Here is an 18424-nt window from a genome sequence, read left to right on the forward strand (position 1 = left end):
CCTCCGGGTAGGGCTGGTGAGTGCCAGGTCGGGCGGTTGCGGCCCGGTTGGTATCGAACAATGGACAAGCTGATGTTTGAAAACAGGCCGGATGTCGAGCCGGAAGACAAGGCGCAGGAGAGTGCTGTGAAGGAAAGCGAGCAGGGCGGCAGCGCCTGGCTGGAGACCCTGCGGACCATCGTCATCGCCGTTCTGATCGCGGTCGGTGTACGGACCTTCGCCTACGAGCCCTTCAACATTCCGTCGAGTTCCATGGAACCCACGCTGTTGGTCGGTGACTACCTGTTCGTTTCCAAGCTTTCTTACGGTTACAGCCGTCACTCGCTGCCTTTCGGGCTGCCGTTGTTCTCCGGCCGGATCCTGTTTAGCGAACCTGAGGCAGGCGATGTGGCCGTATTCGCCTATCCGCGCGACAACAAGACCGACTACATCAAACGGATCGTCGGTTTGCCTGGAGACAAGATCGAGGTCCGTGACGGCATTCTCTACATCAACGATGTCGCGGCGAAGCGCGAACTGCTTTCGGCTTCGGAGGTTGCCGCACTTGGCTACGACACGCCCGGCGGGTTGTTGTATTATGAAACGCTCCCCAACGGTCGGCGGCATTTGATCCGCGAGGTCAACGACAGCAAGCCGCTCGACAACTGGGGCCCCGAGCTGGTGCCGGCAGGCCATTTCTTTGCCATGGGCGATAACCGGGATAACAGCCTCGATAGTCGCGCCGACGTCGGCTACGTGCCCTTCGAGAACCTCGTCGGCCGTGCCGACATCCTGTTCTTCTCGCACGACGGCTCCAGCCCGTGGTGGAAGTTCTGGACCTGGCCGAGTGCGATCCGCTTTGGGCGGATTGGCGATGCCATCGAATAAGCCACGCGCCGCTGCCGGGGCCGATCCGGGTGGTTGGAACAGGGCGCTGCTGCAGCTCCAAGAGCGTCTGGGTCATTGCTTCGCCAAATCGGCATTGCTCGAGCGCGCTCTAACGCACCCTTCCGTTTCGGCGGACCGTGATTATCGGGGCGGTGACTACGAGCGCCTGGAGTTTCTCGGCGACCGAGTGCTCGGCCTGGTCGTTGCAGAAATGCTCTTCGTGCGTTTCCCGCAAGAGGCCGAAGGGCTCCTCGCGCGCCGCTTGGCCAAGCTTGTTGCCAAGGAAAGCCTCGCGTCGGTGGCTGAAGAACTCGACCTAGGCAGCTTCATGCGCCTTGCCATGGGCGATGACGAGCAGCAGGGACGCACGAACCCGGGTCTGCTGTCGGACGTCTGCGAAGCCGTCATCGCTGCGCTCTATCTGGATGGCGGCTTGCCCGCTGCCAAGCAGTTTATCGACGCAGCCTGGACAGCGAGGATCGAGGAGGACCGTGAGCCGCCATCCGATCCCAAGACCGAGCTTCAAGAGTGGGCGCAGGCGCGGAGCCTGCCATTGCCGCGTTACAGCGAGATCGATCGCCGAGGTCCCCCCCATGACCCGGTCTTCACGATCAGGGTCGAGGTGGAGGGGCTGCCGCCGCGGTCCGGTCAAGGACGCTCGAAACGCACGGCGGAGCAGGATGCCGCAGGACAGCTGCTGGCGCTGGCGAAGGAACAGAAGCGGTGACAGAGCCCGCGACCGACCAGACCTGCGGCTTCGTCGCCGTCGTCGGCGCCCCCAACGCCGGCAAATCCACCTTGGTCAACCAACTGGTCGGGGCCAAAGTTTCTATCGTCACCCATAAGGTGCAAACGACGCGCACCCGGATACGGGGGATCACCGTTCGCGGTGACAGCCAAATCGTTTTCATCGATACACCTGGGATCTTTACGGCGAAACGCCGTCTCGAGCGGGCCATGGTCCAGGCCGCCTGGGCGGGGGTCGAGGACGCCGACGTGACCCTGATGATCCACGATGCGAGCCGCAGGCGACTCTCGGACGATAGCCGCCAGGTAATCGAGGGACTGGCAAGGGCGCGATGCGAAGTGGTGCTGGTTCTCAATAAGGTCGACTTGGTCAAGCGCGAACGCCTGCTGGAGTTGGCGGCGGAGCTTTCCGCCATGGGCACGTTCTCCAAGGTGTTCATGATCTCCGCCTTGAGCGGCGATGGCGTCGAGGACCTCATCGGGTACCTGGCATCGCGCATGCCGAAGGGACCTTGGATGTTCCCCGAGGATCAGCTCTCGGACAGTTCCCTCCGCATGCTTGCCGCCGAGATTACCCGCGAGAAGCTGTTTCTCAACCTGCACCAGGAACTTCCCTACGCGCTGACGGTCGAGACGGAAAGCTGGGAAGACTTCAAGGACGGATCGGTGCGGATCGAACAGACCGTTTACGTAGGGCGTGAGCAGCACAAGGCGATGTGCCTGGGCAAGGGGGGCAGAACCATCCGGCTCGTGCGGCAAGCGGCGCAGAAGGAGATGGAAGAGGCATTCGGCCAGCCGGTGCACCTGTTTCTTTTTGTGAAGGTGCGGGAGAATTGGATCGACGATCCCGAGCGCTACCGCAATCTGGGCCTGGAGTTCGATGCCTAGATATTTCGCCGCAAGTCCGTTCCTGCGATGAAGTGGGATGACGAAGCGGTCGTCCTCTCAGTCCGCCCGCACGGAGAGGCGGCGACCATCGTCCAGCTTTTGACCCGCCAGCACGGCCGCCATGCGGGGCTGGTTCGCGGGGGACAGGGTGCCCGCCAGCGTGGCGTCTACCAAGCCGGCAATCGGGTGGTCGCGTCCTGGAGCGGACGGCTGCCCGAGCACCTCGGCACGCTGGAATGCGAACTGGAGTGCTCCTATGCCGCCCGCGTACTGGATGACTCAGACCGCCTCGCGGCGTTGAGCGCGGCGGCTGCCGTGTGCGAAGGGGCTATGCCGGAGCGTGAGCCGCATCCCGCCTGCTTCGAGGGCCTGCTGGTGCTGTTGGAGGCGCTGGAAGGAGAGCATTGGGCAGAGGTCTATGTGCGGTGGGAGCTCGCTTTCCTGGCGGAGCTAGGCTTCGGCCTGGACCTCACCGCTTGCGCGGCTGGCGGCGACAACGATCAGCTCGCCTACGTCAGCCCGCGGTCCGGACGGGCTGTTTCTCTTTCGGCCGGCATACCCTACAAGGAGAAGCTGCTCCCCTTGCCGGGCTTTCTGGTTGGACGGGGAGAAGGCGGCCGCTCCGCCGTCGGCGAGGGGCTGGAGCTAACCGGCTTTTTCCTTGAGCGCCATCTCTTCCATCCTCATGATAAGCCGCTGCCGTCCGCAAGGCAGCGCTTGGCGCAGCGCTTTGACCGGTCCGGGGGGGCGCCAGAGACCACCTCGATCACTTAAGATTCCGTCACCCTTATTCCCAGATTCCAGAGATGTCGACGAACGAGAAGAATCCTGTTGTCGTGATCGGGGCAGGCATAGTTGGTGTTTGCTGCGCCCTCTACCTGCTGCGTGAGGGGCACCGCGTTCTTCTGGTCGACAAGGGCGGGCCGGGGGAGGGGACGTCTTTCGGCAATGGCTCGATCGTCACCGAAGAGGCGGTGGTGCCGGTGCAGACACCGGGGATCGCGCGCAAAGTGCCGGGCATGCTGGCCGATCCCTTGAGCCCGCTGGCGATCCGCTGGTCTTACCTGCCAAGGATCGCGCCCTGGCTGCTGCACTTCGTGCGGGCCAGTTCGCCGGAGCGGGTGGAGGAGATCTCCATCGCTCTACGGCAGCTTCTGCGCGGGGCCATGGCCGCCTACGATCCCCTTCTCGAGGCAGCAGGGATCCGGGACATGATCCGGCGCAGCGGCTGGGTCTCGGTCTACGAGACGGAAGCCGGCTTTCAGAGCTATCAGCCGAAGCTGGAATTGCAGCGGCGGCGGGGGGTGAAACTGGAGGTGCTGGAGGCAGAGGAACTCCGCCAGCTGGAGCCGAGCCTGGCACCGATCTTCCGCCGTGGTGTGTTCTACCCGGACGTCGCGCAGACGGTGAACAACTTCCGCTTCGTCCAGGAGCTTGCGGCCACCTTCGTCCGCCTCGGCGGCGAGATCGGCCGGCAGGCCGTCATTGGCTTCGAGCAGGCCGAGGGGCGGGTGACCGCGGTGGTGACAGACGCAGGCGTCATTGCCTGCAGCGGCGTTGTGATCGCGGCCGGTGCATGGTCCAAGGCCCTGACGGCCATGCTGGGAAGCAAGCCGCCGCTGGATACCGAGCGTGGATATCACCTGACGCTGCCGAGCCCGGGCGTCGAGCTGCGGCTGCCCGTCTACTCGACCGAGCGCGGCTTCGTGTGTACGCCGCTCGAGACGGGCTTGCGGCTTGCCGGCACGGTCGAACTGGGCGGCCTGGAGGCAGCGCCGAACTGGCAGCGCGCCGAGGTGCTCTACCGCAACGCCAGCCGGTGGTTCCCAGGCCTGGACCGGCGCGACGAGAGCCGCTGGATGGGCTATCGCCCGTCCATGCCGGACTCTGTTCCGGTCATCAGCCGCGCACCGCACCACCGCAACGCAATTTTCGCTTTCGGCCATGGTCATATCGGGCTCAGCCTGGGCGCGCGGACCGGCGCCCTGGTAAACGATCTCTTCGCCGGACGGGATCCGGGCATCGACATGACCCCCTACCGGGTCGACCGCTTCTGAAAAACGGCGGATTTCCTTGGCGATCTGTTGCCAATCCGGGGATGATGACTACTATATCTGGTAGTCTTTTCTGGAGTCGTGATCGTTTCCATGGCCGCATTGCCAGCCGGTGAAATCCGTGACGTAAAGCTCTCCGATGCCCTATCGGAGCGCTACCTTTCCTATGCGCTGTCGACCATCATGGCGCGCTCCCTGCCGGATGTGCGCGATGGCCTGAAGCCGGTGCATCGGCGGCTGCTCTTTGCCATGCGCCAGCTCCGGCTCGATCCCAACACAGGCTTCAAGAAATCCGCCCGCGTCGTCGGTGACGTCATTGGTAAGTTCCACCCGCATGGCGACCAGTCCATTTACGACGCCCTCGTCCGGCTTGCCCAGGACTTTTCGCTGCGCTTCCCGCTGATCGACGGTCAAGGCAACTTTGGCAACATCGACGGCGATAACGCGGCGGCGATGCGTTACACCGAAGCGCGCCTTACGGAGGTTGCGGCTGCGCTGTTGGATGGCATCGACGAAGATACCGTAGACTTCCGCCCGACCTACGACGGCGAGGCGGAGGAACCCGTTGTGCTACCGGGTGGTTTCCCCAACCTGCTGGCGAATGGCTCGCAGGGCATCGCGGTCGGCATGGCGACTTCGATTCCGCCGCACAACGTGAGTGAAATCTGCGACGCACTGCTGCATGTCATCAAAGCGCCCAACGCGACGGTCGACAAGCTTGTCGACCTGATGCCTGGCCCCGACTTTCCGACCGGCGGCGTGCTGGTGGAATCACGGGAGAACATTGTCGAAGCCTACAGGGCGGGCAAGGGATCCTTCCGTCTGCGGGCGCGCTGGGAAGTGGAGAAGGTCAAAGGCGGTGGCTTCCAGATCGTCGTCACCGAAATCCCCTTCCAGGTCCAGAAGTCACGCCTGATCGAGAAGATCGCCGAACTGCTGCTGGCAAAGAAGCTGGCGATGCTGGGTGATGTTCGGGACGAGTCGACCGATGAGGTGCGATTGGTCCTGGAGCCGAAAAGCCGCAATGTCGATCCCGAAGTCCTGATGGAATCACTGTTCCGGCAGACCGACCTGGAGACGCGCTTCGGCCTCAACATGAACGTGCTTGCCGCCGACAACACGCCGCGGGTGATGAACCTGCGCGAAGTGCTGCGGGCTTTTCTGGACCACCGTCACGAGGTCCTGAAGCGGCAGACGCAGCACCGGCTGGACAAGATCGCGCATCGTCTGGAGGTACTGGACGGCTACCTGATCGCCTACCTCAACATCGACGAGGTCATTCGGATCATCCGCGAAGAGGATGATCCCAAGGCAACGATGATGAAGCGCTGGAAGCTGAGCGACGTCCAGGCCGAGGCGATCCTCAACATGCGCCTGCGCGCCCTGCGCCGCTTGGAGGAGATCACCATCCGGGAAGAGCACTCTGCCTTGTCAAAGGAGCAGAAGGAGCTCAAGGGCCTCATGAAGAGCGAGGACAAGCGCTGGGCCGCGATCGGCGACCAAGTGAAGGATATCAAGGCCCGCTTCGGGGCGAAGACGCCCCTCGGCAAACGGCGGACCGAGGTCGGCGCGCCGCCTTCCGAAGTGGTCATTCCGCTGGAGGCCGTCGTCGAGCGGGAGCCGGTGACGGTGCTCTGCTCCGCAAAGGGATGGGTGCGGACGCTGAAGGGGCACCAGGAAGACGTTTCCGACGCCAAGTACAAGGAGGGTGATCGGGAGCGTTTCGTTGTTCACGCTCAGACCACCGACAAACTTCTAGTCTTCGCCACCAATGGGCGCTTCTACACCCTTGGGGTGGACAAGCTGCCGGGGGGGCGCGGCTTCGGCGAGCCGCTGCGGCTCATGATGGGGCTGCCGAATGACCAGGATATCGTATCGGTCTTCGTGCACGAGCCTGGCCGGAAACTGCTGGTGGCGTCATCGGAGGGCCGTGGCTTCGTGGTGCCGGAGGACGAAGTCATCGCCCAGACAAAGAACGGCAAGCAGGTGCTGAATCCGGGTGAAGGCGTCGAAGCGGCCGTTTGCCGCCCGGTCGAGGGCGACCATGTGGCGGTCATCGGCGACAACCGGAAGCTGTTGCTTTTCTCGATCGATGAGATGCCGGAAATGACCCGTGGTAGGGGGGTCATTCTGCAGAAGTACAAGGATGGCGGTTTGTCGGATGCCAAGACTTTCAACCGGAAGGAAGGATTGAGCTGGGCTGCTGGCGCCGGTCGGACGCGGATCGAAACCGAACTCAGGGACTGGCTCGGCAAGCGGGCGCAGGCAGGCCGTTTGCCCCCGAATGGTTTCCCGCGGTCCAACAAATTCGGTTGATTTGGGGGATTTCTGCATTGTCGTCTGTCTCGCCGCAGCCTATAAGCCCCGACAACAACGAGAACCAATAAGCTTTGAACAGGAACCGCCGGAGGCCGGCCGACAGCCGGCGTATCCAGGCAAGAGGACAGGTGGGGGTCGGTAAGACCACTACTTCTGAGGGAACGTTAGAAGTTTCCGGCTTTCGATCGGCGCGTGACCGCGGGAGCGGCTGCTGACGTGATGGATCTCTGCATTGGGGATTTGACTTCGACGTGAACGGGCTCGTCGCCTTCGTAAACTTGGTCGACCGCATGAATGAGCGGATCGGACGCGGGGTCGCCTGGCTGACGCTGCTGATGGTGCTGATCACCTTCGCGGTGGTCATCCTGCGATACGTTTATGCCATCGGCTGGGTCTGGCTGCAGGAATCCTACGTCTGGCTTCACGGCATCGTCTTCATGGTCGGCGCCGGATACACTCTGCTGCACAACGCGCATGTCAGGGTGGACATCTTCTACCGGCCCAACACGGCCCGCTATAAGGCGATCATCGATCTGCTGGGCTCCCTGCTGCTGTTGCTGCCCATCGTCGGTGTCGTCATCTTCGTCAGCTATGACTATGTCCTGGATTCCTGGCTCAGGCTCGAGGAGTCGCGAGAAGCCGGCGGCCTTCCTGCGCTGTTCCTGCTGAAAAGCATCATCCTGCTGTTCTGTTTGCTGATTGGCCTTCAGGGGCTCTCGCTGGCCGCGCGGAGCGTTCTGGTCCTGACGGGTCACCCGGAGTTTCAGCCGGAAGAAGAAGAAACGGGACCGATTTAGGCGATGGATCCGGCTCTGCTCGGGGAGGTTCTCTCCCTCGTCATGTTCGCGACCGCCTGCGCGGTCCTGCTGCTGGGATTTCCGGTGGCTTTTACGCTTGGCGGCGTTGCCCTGGCCTTCGCCTTCCTCGGGCTGGGCCTGGGCATCTTCGATATGAGGCTCCTGGGTGGTTTGGCGTCCCGCTATTTCGGCGTCATGGTCAATGAGCTGCTGGTCGCCGTTCCCTTGTTCGTTTTCATGGGGGTCATGCTGGAGCGATCGAAGATCGCCGAGGCACTGCTCGACACCATGGGTTTCATGTTCGGCAGGCTGCGCGGCGGCCTTGGTCTCTCCGTGATCTTTGTCGGCATGCTGCTGGCGGCATCGACGGGAATCGTCGGTGCCACGGTGGTGACCATGGGTCTGCTGTCGCTCCCGTCGATGCTCAAAGCCGGCTACGACCCGAAGATCGCCTGCGGGACGATCTGCGCCGCAGGCACGCTGGGGCAAATAATACCGCCTTCGATCGTGTTGGTTCTGTTGGGCGACATCCTGCAGGGCGCGAATACTGAAGCACAGCTGGCATTGGGGAACTTCGCCCCGGATCCGGTCTCGGTCATCGATCTCTTCGCCGGCGCCTTTCTGCCGGGAATGATGCTGGTTGGCCTTTACATGTTGTGGATCCTCCTCACCGGCTGGCTAAGCCCCAAGAGCTGTCCTCCCGTCGAGCGGGCCGCCGGGGACACGGAGGCCCTTGGCCTGCGCGCGCTGCGGGTCCTGGTGCCGCCGGCGACCCTCATCATTCTTGTTTTGGGATCGATTCTCTTCGGTGTTGCGACCCCGACCGAGGCGGCGGCGATCGGTTGCATCGGCGCGCTCCTGCTGGCGGGCCGGGCCGTCGTCAACGACGAGCGGCAGGCTTGGCCGGTTTATGTCGCGGCAGGCTGTATGGTCGCGCTGGTTCCTCTGGTCACCACCTTCGACCTGCGCATGCAACGCGACCAGGTGCCGTTACAAGACATGGTGGCCGCCGTGGTAGCGGGACTCTGCATCCTGGCGATGCTCTTTGGCGTTGCCGTTTCCATCGGACGCGTCTACCGCAGTGGTATCCTGACGGAGGTCATGCAGGCGACGGTGAAGATCTCGGCGATGGTCTTCGTCATCCTGCTCGGCGCCTCGGTCTTCTCCCTCGTGTTCCGCGGCCTCGGTGGCGATGAGATCGTCGAGGACGTCCTGAAGTCGATGCCGGGCGGTGCCTTCGGCGCCATGCTGGTGGTGATGGCCCTGATGTTCGTCATGGGGTTCTTCCTCGACTTCATCGAGATCGTCTTCGTTGTGGTGCCAATCGTCGGGCCGGTGCTGCTGGCCATGGGGCTGGATCCCATCTGGCTCGGCGTGATGATCGCCGTCAATCTGCAGACGTCATTTCTGACGCCGCCCTTCGGCTTCGCGCTGTTTTATCTCCGCGGTGTCGCGCCACCCTCGGTGACGACGATGGATATTTACCGGGGCATCATCCCCTTCGTGATCATTCAGGTTGTCGGCCTGATTCTGATCGCGGCGTTCCCCGGTCTGGCGACCTATCTGCCGGAAGTGCTTTTCAGATAGCTGCCCTGCTGTCCCAATCGGCGAGGCATTCCATTAGTGACAATGAAAAAGGCCGGCGGGGTTATCCCCGCCGGCCTCTTTTTTTTGTGCCTGCAGCTCGGGCCGGCATATTGTCCGGTTGAGTCTACTCAACCCATTTGAAGGGCAGGCCGCGGGCATTGTAGAACGCTTGCTCGGAGACCTTGGCATAGGCGATCGCCTGTTTGCGGAAGGCGACGATGGAATCCATGACTTCGCGGCTGAGCGAATCTGCCGCGGCGAGGTCACCCATGACCGTTCCCGAGAGTGTCCCGAGGGCATTCAGCACCTCGTCGGGGAACTTCTTCAAGATAACGCCATGCTCACTGACCAGGGTGTTCAGAGCACCGTTATTCTTGGCCACGAACTCATTGAGGACGTAGCCGTTCGTGTAGCCGTTGGCCGCGGCAACGACAGCTTTCAGATCGTCGCTCAGTTTTTCCCAGGCATTGAGGTTGATGAAGTTGTCGAGCAGGGTCGCCGGTTCATGCCAGCCTGGGTAGTAGTAGAACTTTGCGCTCTTGTAGAGGCCGAAGGCGAGGTCGTTGTAGGGACCGACCCATTCCGTGGCGTCAATGGCCCCGGACTGCAGCGCCGGCGGAATTTCGCCGCCCGGCAGGTTCACGACATTGCCGCCGGCGGCCTTGACCACCTCGCCGCCCAGGCCGGGAATGCGCATCTTCAGGCCCTTGTAGTCCTCCAGGGAGTTGATCTCCTTGTTGAACCAGCCGCCGGCCTGTACGCCGGTGTTGCCGGACGCGAAGAATTTGCAGCCGAGCTCCTTGTAGACTTTGTCCGAGATCTCTTGGCCGCCGCCGAACTGCAGCCAAGCGTTCTGCTCCTGGGCGTTAAGGCCGAAGGGCATAGCGGCGATGTACTGGGTGGCGGCAAGCTTGCCCTTCCAGTAGTAGGGCGCGCCGTGGCCCATTTCGATGGTGCCGCTGGCGACGGCGTCCATGGTTTCGAAGGGTGGAACGATCTCACCGCCGCCGTAGACCTCGACGGTCAGTTTGCCGCCGGATGCCGCCCCGATGTATTCGGCCAGTTTGTTGGCCCCGGTTCCGAGACCGGGAAAGTTCTTGGGCCAAGTCGTTTGCATCCGCCATTTCATCAACCCCTGCGAAATGGCGGGAGCCGGAAAGCTTGAGGCGGCAACGGTGGTGGCCGCTGCGGCAGTTGCTGCCCGCTTCATAAATTGACGACGTTTCATTCCATTCCTCCCCGAAGTGAACGAGACAACGATTATTTATTTCGGGTGCCTGACTGGCGGCCCGACTCGAGATCTATTTCAGCAACCCAAAAGATGTGAAGCGAGAATAGGCGCCACTGGCCGGCCGTGCAACTGAGGCGATCAATCGGGCTGCTCCTTTCCAGCGGTGAAAAGGATGGCGGCTACAAGTTCTGCAGATCGAACCATCCACCTTCTCCCAGCGCTTCGAGCGGTTGAAAACGGGTCTTGTAGGCCATCTTCCGGCTGCCGGCGATCCAATATCCGAGATAGACATGGCTGGCGGCGGCTTGCTGGGCCGCCTCGATGAGCCACAGCACCACGTAGGTTCCGAGCGATCTGCGGGGTTCTTGCGGGTCGAAGAAGCTGTAAACGGCGGAGGGCCCGTCCGCCAGCCAGTCTAGCAGGCAGACAGCCAGCAGTTTTCCGCCGGGATCGCGGAACTCGGCGAGGCGGGTGTCGATGTCGCTGGCCTCTACCATGCCGCGATATTCCGGCTCGGCCATCCCCGCCATTTCGCCGTCGCCGTGGCGGGATCCGATGTAGCGGCGGAAGAGGGAGAACTGTTCGGCCGTTGCGCGGGCCGGCATCATCCGCACTGAGAGGTCGGCATTGACGCGTTGGATGCGGCGCAGCGACCGGCCCGGCGCGAAGCGGCCGACGACGACACGCACGGGAATGCAGGCGCTGCAATTGGCGCAGGCCGGGCGGTAGGCAAAACGATGGCTGCGGCGAAAGCCTGCCAGGGTGAGGAGGTCGTATCGCTCCTGCGCGTCGGCGCCGCCGATCTCGGTCAGCAGCTTGCGCTCCGTCCTTCCCGGCAGATAGGGGCAGAGGTTGGGCTCCAGGACATAGTAGTTCTGCAGTGGCCCAATTGCCTGGGCCTCCGTGGCCAAAATCCGGTCGGTGGGTCGCTCTGCCCTCATGCCAATAATCTGCGCGGCCCGGCCGTCGGCGTCCAGTCCTTAGGTTGACGCCTTGGCCGGCTGCCGCGAGGGGCCGGCAAGGGCGGAAGGAGATTACTCGGCGCTCTCGGCGACATCGGTCAGGGATGAGTAGCCGAAGTAGGCAGCGCCCAGTTCTCCATGGATGCGAATCAGCTTTATCTGGATCCAGTCGATGAACTCGTGCATCCCCTTGTTGATCACCTGATCGACGGTGATGTCGTCGAGAACGCTGCGCAGTTCGTCCAACTCCTCTAGGGCCTTTGTCCCGCCGATCAGTCTGTAGGAGGAACGCAGCTGCGACAGCCGGTTGGAAATGTCGTGGACGCAGGCGCGCACCGAGCGCGGAAAGCGGCTGTGGAACAACAGGAAGCCTGCGACATCGCCCGGCTCCATTCCGCTCGGCTGCACGCGTCGGAAAGCATGGTAGCCGGCCGCCGAGCGCAGCACCGCGTTCCAGTGGCTGACGTCGAGTGGTGAGCCTACGGCCTCATCCTTGGGAAGCAGGAGATGATACTTGACGTCGAGCATTCGAGTCGTCTGATCGGCGCGTTCAATGGCCCGGCCGATCTGATAGAAGAACCAGCTCTCGTCCCGATAGAAGGTGCCTTCCGTGATGCCGGTGTGCGTCTGGCACGCTTCCTTGACCTGGGTGCAGAAGCGGGTAAGACGCGGCTCACTCAGTTCTTCGCGCGGCATGCTCTTCAGCTTGTTCGAGAGCATGTTGAGCTGGATCCACATCTCGGTCGAGATCAGCGGGCGCAGGGTGCGCGCGTTGCTGCGCGCCTGATTGACGGCCGAGATGATCGATGTGGGGTTGCGCTGGTCCAGCGTATAAAAGTAGATGACGTTCTCGGCGTCGGCTTCTTCATGTTCGGCGAAAAAGCGTTCTTCGTCGCGGTTGATCTGAAGGATGGAGCGCCAGTTCTGCCAGCCGCGGCTGTCGCGGCTGAAGGTTTCGTTCACGTCCAGGATGCGCGCCAGGTTCTCGGCTCGCTCGACGTAGCGCGCCATCCAATAGATCGACTCGGCATAGCGGGAAAGCAGTCTACGCAAGGACCCAGGTATCCTTCGAACCTCCGCCTTGGGAGGAGTTGACGATAATCGATCCCTTGGTGAGGGCGACACGGGAGAGCCCGCCGGGCAGCACCCAGGTGCTCTTGCCGGTCACCGCGAAGGGACGCAGATCGACATGGCGGGCCTTGATGCCGTCATCCGTCAGTGTCGGGCATACGGAGAGATTCACCATCGGCTGGGCGATGTAGTTGGCCGGATCGGCCAGCAGATCGGCCCGGCATTTTTCCAGCTCGCGCGCGCTCGCCCGTGGGCCGATGGTGATGCCATAGCCGCCGGCTTCGCCGACGGGCTTCACGACCAGCTTGTCGAGGTTGTCCAGGGTAAAGGCCAAGCCTTCTTTCTCCCGGCAGATATGGGTATCCACATTCGGCAGGATCGTCTCTTCGTCCAGGTAGTACTTGATGATGCGCGGCATATAGGCATAGACCGCCTTGTCGTCGGCAACGCCCGTGCCGACCGCATTGGCGAGAGACACGTTCCCCTTGGCATAGGCCCGCATCAGGCCTGCAGCACCGAGTACGCTTTGTGGATTGAAGGCTTCGGGGTCCAGGAAGTCGTCGCCGACGCGGCGGTAGATCACATGGACCGGGTCGAGGCCGTTGATGGTCTTCATGTAGACCTTGTCGTTTTCGACCGCCAGGTCGCTCCCCTCAACCAGCGGCACCCCCATCTCGCGCGCGAGGAAGATGTGCTCGAAATAGGCCGAGTTATACGTTCCAGGAGAGAGCAGCACGACCTGGGGGTCCATTACGCCGGCCGGCGCCGTATCACACAGCGCTTCGTGCAGCCGCTGTCCGTAGTTGGAGACCGGCCGAATGCCGATATTGCTCATGAGGTCCGGGAAGCTGCGCTGCATCAGGTGCCGGTTCTCGACCACATAGGAGACGCCGGAAGGGCAGCGGGCGTTGTCTTCCAGGACGACGAACTGGCCATCGTCACCCCGCACCAGATCGGTGCCGTTGATGTGCACGTATGTCCCGAAGGGCACATCGACGCCCTCCATCTGGGGGCAGTAGTTCTTGTTGCCGACCACAAGGTCGCGGGGAATGATCCCGTCTTTCAGGACTTTTTGATCGTGGTAGATATCCCAGAGGAAGAGATTGAGGGCCGTGACGCGCTGTGTGACGCCGCGCTCAATGGTGCTCCAGGCGTCCTTCGAGATGACGCGCGGGATAACGTCGAACGGCAGGATACGGTCGATCACATCCTTCTGGGTGTAGACCGTGAAGGTGATGCCGAAGCTGTAGAGCTCCAGTTCCGCGTCCCGGGCCCTTCCGCGCAGATCTTCGAGGTCGAGGCGGTTCAGCCGTTCGCGAATGGCACGGGTATGGTCGGCCGCGTCCCCGTTGCCGCCCAGCATCTCGCAGAAAAAGCCATCCGGATCGTAAGCGGAAAGGGGCCCCGATATGGTCTGGGCCATGCTAGCCAAATGAAACGCTCCCTGTTTTTTGCTATCCCCAGCGTCCAAGTTTATTGTTTTCGTTGGGTAAACCTTACTCAAAGGAATTATGGCAAGGATTGAGGGTGCCTGGCCAGTATTCAATGCACAGGTGCCTGGAGGCTCCCTAACTGTTTGCTTTATTACATGTATTGGCTAGCCGATCCGCCGCACCATAAGAGTGTTCGCCAGGATGTCGTGCAGGGCGCGCCCGCGGTCGTTGAACAGGACCAGGAGAAGCACGAGCCAGGCCGTCAAGCTGACGGAGACGTAGAACAGCAGCACAACGAGGACGGCCTGTACGGGTTCCACCCGCTTGCCGCTCCAGTCCCGCAGTGCCAGTCCAAAGCAACCCATACCGGGCGTGGCGCCGCGGGTGGCGATGAAGAAGCTGTGGTAGAGCAGGGGCCAGAGCGCCATGACGATTACGGCAAGCGGGCTCAACAGCCCGAAGCTTAGAACGCCGACGATCGAGAGGGCGAAGCCGAGGCAGAGGCCCAGGGCGGCGATGATAATAACGTCGATCAGATAGGCGAGGCACCGGCGGACCGCGATGCCGCTGTACAGCTGTGGTGCGGAAGAAGGCAGCGGAGGTTCGCCATGCCACCACGACGCCCTCCGCGAAGCGGCCATGTCGTCCGAGAACATGCCTCTAGCCTAGGCTGCCTGCGACGCCGGGCGCAAGGGCCGGCACGGGGCGTCTGGCTCAGTTGTCGGACTGGTAGCGGGGGACTTCGCCTTCCGGGGCCTGGCGCAGAAGGACAACGGAAATGCGGCGATTGCGCGGCGAATTCGGTTCTGAGGGCACGAAATGCTCCTGGTCGGCGCGGCCGACGACCGAGGCGACCCGCGATGCGGGCAGCCCGGCGGCGAGCAGGGCGCGGCGGCTGGAGTTGGCGCGGTCCGTTGACAGCTCCCAGTTGGAATAGTCCTTGGTGCTGGTGTACGGGGTCGAGTCCGTATGCCCCTTGATGGCGACCGGATTGTCGAGATTCTTGATGGCGTCCGCGACCAGGGCGAGCAGCCGCTGGGTATGCGGGTACATCTGCGCTGAACCCGACGGAAACATCGACTTGCCTTCCTGGTCGATGATCTGGATGCGCAGGCCTTCCGGCGTCTGGTCGATAACAAGGTTCTTCGCGAAGTCGCTGAGATCGGGGACGGATTCGATGGCTTGGCGCAGTTCCGCCTCAGCCTCGGCAAAGCGCTCCTCTTCCAGCTCGCGCGCCAGGCGGTCGACTTCCGCGCGGTCGACTGCCTGGTTTGGATCTTCATCGGCCTTGGCAAGGCGCTGGCCGGACTGGGTGTCGTCGGCCGGCTCCTCGGCCTGTTCCTCGGTATCGTCCTTGGCGCCCGGCAGTGACACGGTGATGCCGACCGGCGAGGTGTCGTTCACCAGGGCGCCGTCGGTGATCATGCTGCGCCCCCCCATGACGCCGTCCGAGCCGCTGGCGCTTTCTGAGACGCTCTCCGGGTTGAAGCTAGAGACCGGCGAGAAATACTCGGCAATGCCCTTACGCTGTTCCTCGGTGGTGGCGTTCAGCAGCCAGAGCAGCAGGAAAAACGCCATCATTGCGGTCACGAAATCGGCGTAGGCAACCTTCCAGGCGCCGCCGTGGTGCCCGCCGGCGACTTTCTTGACTTTCTTGATGATGACGATCGTCGCTTCGCCGTCATTAGCTGCTGCCATGAGGTCGGCCCCTTATGCCGGGGGCGGCAAGGCGCCGACGGCATCTTCAATCTCGTAGAAGGTCGGGCGGTCGTGGGAGTGCAGCGCTTTGCGCGCGAATTCGACAGAGACTGCCGGAGGAGACCCGTGCATATGGGCGAGCAGAGCGGCCTTGATGCACTGGAGATACTTGATCTCCAGATTGTACACCGCCTGTGCCTTGCCGGCGATCGGGGCGAGGAAGCCGTAGGACACCCATACGCCGAGGAAGGTGCCGACCAGGGCGCCGCCGATCAGCTTGCCGAGGATCTCCGGCGGTTCGGTGATCGAGCCCATGGTCTTGATGACGCCGAGCACCGCGGCAACGATGCCCAGCGCCGGCATGCCGTCGGCCATGGTCTGCAGCGCGTGGGCGACCTCGGAATGCTCGTGATGGACGACCTCGATCTCCTCGTCCATGAGGGACTCCATTTCATGGGGGTCCTCGGAGCCGAGGGTCAGCATGCGCAGGTAGTCGCACATGAAGGTCATTGCCGTTTCATTGGCCATGACGCCGGGAAATTGCGCAAAGAGGGCCGAATCCTGGGGATTCTCGATATGCTGCTCAAGCCCCAGGTTGCCCTTCGTCTTGGCGACCTTGAGGATCTGGTAGAGCAGGCAGATCAGCTCGACATAATTCTCTTTCTTGTAGGCGGAGCCTTTGAAAGTTTTGCCGATGGCGCTGCCGGTCGCTTTGACGACGGAGCCGGTGTTCGCGATCACGAAGGCGCCGATGGCCGCGCCAACGATGATGACGACCTCAAAGGGCTGCCAGAGAACGCCGAGCTTGCCGCCCATCGCCATGTACCCGCCGAGGGTACAGCCGATAACGATCAATATGCCTACAATAAGCCCCATGGAGCCCCAATCCGCGAGATGGTCGCTGTTGAGAATGCCGCCTGCGGGAGGCGGCGTTTGAAGGTGGCCGATTTAAGTTAAGAAGTGGTTTAGTTGCACCCTGTAGGGGGCGGAAATAACTGGTTTGTAGTGGCTTTTGAGCGCTGGCTGGCATTAAGATCCGCCCCGCCAGCCCGAGACACAGCAGCCGCCCCGACGCAACCTGGAGCCAAATGACCTTCGATTCCGTTACCTTCCGACGCGCCCTCGGCAATTTCGCGACCGGTGTGACCGTGGTGACTGCCCGGGATGACGCCGGGACCAATCGCGGGATCACGGTCAACTCCTTCTCTTCGGTGTCGCTCGACCCGCCCTTGATCCTGTTCTGTCTGGACAAGGACGCGCTCAGCGTCGACTGCCTCAGCATGGCGGAGCGCTTTGCCGTCAATGTCCTGCGAGAGGAGCAGCACGGCCTCTCCGTGCGCTTCTCCATGGCGGCGGCCGACAAGTGGGATGGGGTGGCCTACGACCTTTGGCCCGGCGAGGTGCCGGTCCTGCGGGGCTGTCTGGCAAACCTGCTGTGCCGGCGCGAGAGCCTCTACGAGGGCGGCGACCACCTCATCATCGTCGGCCGGGTCGAGCGGCTGCAGACGGTAGAGGAGGGTTCGCCGCTGGTCTACTTCCAGAGCGGCTATCGCACCATTGGACCGGGGGTCTAGCGGGCGATCCCGAGGGGCCTAGGCCAGGGCGTTCTCCAGGTCGGCGATGAGGTCGTCTTCGCCTTCAACGCCCACTGACAGCCGCACCAGCCCGTCGCTGATCCCAAGCGCAGCACGCTTTTCCGCGGGGATCGAGGCATGGGTCATGATGGCCGGATGCTCGATCAGGCTCTCGACGCCGCCCAGGCTTTCGGCCAGGGCGAAAATCTCGACCCGCTCCAGAAACCGCCGGGCGTTGTCCAGGCCGCCTTTCAGGAAGGCGGTGACCATGCCGCCGGGGGCATCCATCTGCTGCTCCCCGAGGGCAAACTGGGGGTGGCTCGCCAAGCCCGGGTAGATCACCCGTTCTATCTTGCGGTGGCCCTCCAGGTAGGCCGCGACGGCCTGGGCATTGCTGCAGTGGCGCTCCATCCGCAGGGCCAGAGTCTTCAGCCCCCTGAGGGCGAGAAAGCTGTCGAAGGGGCCCTGGATCGAGCCGACGGCGTTATGGAGGAAAGCCAGACGGTCGGCCAGGTCCTTGTTGGGGCCGACGACAAGGATGCCGCCCACCATGTCGGAGTGACCGTTGAGGTACTTGGTGGCCGAGTGCATCACCACGTCGAAGCCCAGTTCCAGCGGCCGCTGTACCCAGGGTGTGGCGAAGGTGTTGTCGCAGGCGCAGAGGATGCCGCGCTTGCGGGCGAGGGCAGCGACCGCCTCCAGATCGACCAGTTTCAACAGCGGGTTGGTCGGCGTCTCCACCCAGATCAGCTTGGTGTCGGGTCGGATCGCCGCCTCCAGCTTCCTGACGTCCGACATATCGACGAAGGAGAAGTCGAGGCCGGCCGAGCGCCGCCGCACGCCCTCGAACAGGCGATAGGAGCCGCCATAAAGATCATCCATGGCGATGACGTGGCTGCCGCTGTCGAGACAGTCGAGCAGCGTCGCAATGGCGGCCAGGCCCGACGCGAAGGCATAGCCGCGCTCACCGCTCTCCAAGTCGGCGATACAGCGTTCGTAGGCCATGCGGGTCGGGTTCTGCGTGCGGCTGTACTCATAGCCTTTGTGAACGCCGGGGCTCTCCTGAACGTAGGTCGAGGTGGTGTAGATCGGCGGCATGATGGCGCCGGTCGTCGGGTCGGGGGACTGGCCGGCATGGATCGCGCGGGTGGCGAAGGCGGGCCGGTTGCGCGGCCGCGGGGTATCGGGCATGGCGT

At 62.9% G+C, this 18424-nt stretch carries 17 protein-coding genes; 9 read left to right on the forward strand and 8 right to left on the reverse strand.

The genetic code is table 11. From position 1 onward, the window contains the following. Nucleotides 1-60 precede the first annotated feature (60 nt). The 8 genes from lepB to WDC82_RS14450 all read left to right on the forward strand — a co-directional run bounded on the left by lepB (nt 61) and on the right by WDC82_RS14450 (nt 9259). Nucleotides 61-867 carry a signal peptidase I gene (gene lepB / locus WDC82_RS14415; protein ID WP_340118033.1) on the forward strand — a complete coding sequence of 269 codons (807 nt, stop codon included), beginning with the start codon at nt 61-63 and terminating at the stop codon, nt 865-867. Continuing rightward, nucleotides 854-1594 (forward strand): ribonuclease III, encoded by a 741-nt coding sequence (gene rnc, locus WDC82_RS14420; protein ID WP_340118034.1) that lies wholly within the window; start codon nt 854-856, stop codon nt 1592-1594. The genes lepB and rnc overlap by 14 nt, the downstream gene beginning before the upstream one ends. Then, nucleotides 1591-2502, forward strand: a complete 912-nt coding sequence (era, locus tag WDC82_RS14425; protein ID WP_340118035.1) for a GTPase Era — start codon at nt 1591-1593, stop codon at nt 2500-2502. Before rnc ends, era begins: the two co-directional genes overlap by 4 nt. 27 nt (nt 2503-2529) lie before the next feature. After that, nucleotides 2530-3276: a DNA repair protein RecO gene (recO, locus tag WDC82_RS14430; protein WP_340118036.1), complete on the forward strand. Its 747-nt coding sequence runs from the start codon at nt 2530-2532 to the stop codon at nt 3274-3276. Nucleotides 3277-3308: 32 nt separating this feature from the next. Then, nucleotides 3309-4559, forward strand: coding sequence for an FAD-dependent oxidoreductase (locus tag WDC82_RS14435; protein ID WP_340118037.1), 1251 nt, complete (start codon nt 3309-3311; stop codon nt 4557-4559). 90 nt (nt 4560-4649) lie between these two features. Continuing rightward, nucleotides 4650-6872 carry a DNA topoisomerase IV subunit A gene (gene parC, locus WDC82_RS14440; protein WP_340118038.1) on the forward strand — a complete coding sequence of 741 codons (2223 nt, stop codon included), beginning with the start codon at nt 4650-4652 and terminating at the stop codon, nt 6870-6872. A gap of 254 nt (nt 6873-7126) precedes the next feature. Continuing rightward, a complete protein-coding gene (locus tag WDC82_RS14445; RefSeq protein WP_340118039.1) occupies nt 7127-7672 on the forward strand; it encodes a TRAP transporter small permease subunit in 546 nt (181 codons plus the stop codon). A gap of 42 nt (nt 7673-7714) precedes the next feature. Continuing rightward, nucleotides 7715-9259 carry a TRAP transporter large permease subunit gene (locus tag WDC82_RS14450; protein ID WP_340118040.1) on the forward strand — a complete coding sequence of 515 codons (1545 nt, stop codon included), beginning with the start codon at nt 7715-7717 and terminating at the stop codon, nt 9257-9259. Nucleotides 9260-9383: 124 nt separating this feature from the next. Here WDC82_RS14450 and WDC82_RS14455 read toward each other — a convergent pair whose 3' ends face one another. The 7 genes from WDC82_RS14455 to motA all read right to left on the reverse strand — a co-directional run bounded on the left by WDC82_RS14455 (nt 9384) and on the right by motA (nt 16530). Then, nucleotides 9384-10376, reverse strand: coding sequence for a TRAP transporter substrate-binding protein (locus tag WDC82_RS14455; RefSeq protein WP_340118041.1), 993 nt, complete (start codon nt 10374-10376; stop codon nt 9384-9386). Nucleotides 10377-10669: 293 nt separating this feature from the next. Further along, nucleotides 10670-11401: an arginyltransferase gene (locus tag WDC82_RS14460; protein WP_340118042.1), complete on the reverse strand. Its 732-nt coding sequence runs from the start codon at nt 11399-11401 to the stop codon at nt 10670-10672. A 123-nt stretch (nt 11402-11524) separates the two neighbouring features. After that, the gene (locus tag WDC82_RS14465; RefSeq protein WP_340118043.1) at nt 11525-12505 is read right to left on the reverse strand and encodes an alpha-E domain-containing protein; all 981 of its coding nucleotides are present in this window, start codon (nt 12503-12505) and stop codon (nt 11525-11527) included. Continuing rightward, complete coding sequence (locus WDC82_RS14470; RefSeq protein ID WP_340118155.1) at nt 12498-13946, reverse strand: circularly permuted type 2 ATP-grasp protein; 1449 nt, start codon at nt 13944-13946, stop codon at nt 12498-12500. Before WDC82_RS14470 ends, WDC82_RS14465 begins: the two co-directional genes overlap by 8 nt. A gap of 174 nt (nt 13947-14120) precedes the next feature. After that, nucleotides 14121-14612 (reverse strand): RDD family protein, encoded by a 492-nt coding sequence (locus tag WDC82_RS14475; RefSeq protein ID WP_340118044.1) that lies wholly within the window; start codon nt 14610-14612, stop codon nt 14121-14123. A 58-nt stretch (nt 14613-14670) separates the two neighbouring features. Further along, nucleotides 14671-15654, reverse strand: coding sequence for a flagellar motor protein MotB (motB, locus tag WDC82_RS14480; protein WP_340118045.1), 984 nt, complete (start codon nt 15652-15654; stop codon nt 14671-14673). A 12-nt stretch (nt 15655-15666) separates the two neighbouring features. Next, nucleotides 15667-16530 carry a flagellar motor stator protein MotA gene (gene motA, locus WDC82_RS14485; protein ID WP_340118046.1) on the reverse strand — a complete coding sequence of 288 codons (864 nt, stop codon included), beginning with the start codon at nt 16528-16530 and terminating at the stop codon, nt 15667-15669. Nucleotides 16531-16742: 212 nt separating this feature from the next. Between motA and WDC82_RS14490 the strand changes: the two genes are divergently transcribed. After that, on the forward strand, nt 16743-17228 hold the full coding sequence (locus WDC82_RS14490; RefSeq protein ID WP_340118047.1) for a flavin reductase family protein: 486 nt from the start codon (nt 16743-16745) through the stop codon (nt 17226-17228). Between the two features lie 18 nt (nt 17229-17246). On the opposite strand, the gene WDC82_RS14495 is transcribed toward WDC82_RS14490, so the two are convergent. Then, the gene (locus WDC82_RS14495; RefSeq protein ID WP_340118048.1) at nt 17247-18419 is read right to left on the reverse strand and encodes a PLP-dependent aspartate aminotransferase family protein; all 1173 of its coding nucleotides are present in this window, start codon (nt 18417-18419) and stop codon (nt 17247-17249) included. Nucleotides 18420-18424: the final 5 nt, after the last annotated feature.

It is taken from the genome of Pelagibius sp. 7325 (assembly GCF_037652055.1).
GTDB lineage: Bacteria > Pseudomonadota > Alphaproteobacteria > Kiloniellales > Kiloniellaceae > Pelagibius.

Excerpts from the sequence above, each read along its gene's own strand:
- WDC82_RS14435 (WP_340118037.1), top strand. The coding sequence starts at position 3,309 with ATGTCGACGAACGAGAAGAATCCTGTTGTCGTGATCGGGGCAGGCATA.
- motB (WP_340118045.1), bottom strand. The coding sequence starts at position 15,654 with ATGGCAGCAGCTAATGACGGCGAAGCGACGATCGTCATCATCAAGAAA.
- WDC82_RS14495 (WP_340118048.1), bottom strand. The coding sequence starts at position 18,419 with ATGCCCGATACCCCGCGGCCGCGCAACCGGCCCGCCTTCGCCACCCGC.
- recO (WP_340118036.1), top strand. The coding sequence starts at position 2,530 with ATGAAGTGGGATGACGAAGCGGTCGTCCTCTCAGTCCGCCCGCACGGA.
- lepB (WP_340118033.1), top strand. The coding sequence starts at position 61 with ATGGACAAGCTGATGTTTGAAAACAGGCCGGATGTCGAGCCGGAAGAC.
- rnc (WP_340118034.1), top strand. The coding sequence starts at position 854 with ATGCCATCGAATAAGCCACGCGCCGCTGCCGGGGCCGATCCGGGTGGT.
- parC (WP_340118038.1), top strand. The coding sequence starts at position 4,650 with ATGGCCGCATTGCCAGCCGGTGAAATCCGTGACGTAAAGCTCTCCGAT.
- WDC82_RS14490 (WP_340118047.1), top strand. The coding sequence starts at position 16,743 with ATGACCTTCGATTCCGTTACCTTCCGACGCGCCCTCGGCAATTTCGCG.
- WDC82_RS14475 (WP_340118044.1), bottom strand. The coding sequence starts at position 14,612 with ATGTTCTCGGACGACATGGCCGCTTCGCGGAGGGCGTCGTGGTGGCAT.
- motA (WP_340118046.1), bottom strand. The coding sequence starts at position 16,530 with ATGGGGCTTATTGTAGGCATATTGATCGTTATCGGCTGTACCCTCGGC.
- WDC82_RS14450 (WP_340118040.1), top strand. The coding sequence starts at position 7,715 with ATGTTCGCGACCGCCTGCGCGGTCCTGCTGCTGGGATTTCCGGTGGCT.
- WDC82_RS14470 (WP_340118155.1), bottom strand. The coding sequence starts at position 13,946 with ATGGCCCAGACCATATCGGGGCCCCTTTCCGCTTACGATCCGGATGGC.
- WDC82_RS14455 (WP_340118041.1), bottom strand. The coding sequence starts at position 10,376 with ATGCAAACGACTTGGCCCAAGAACTTTCCCGGTCTCGGAACCGGGGCC.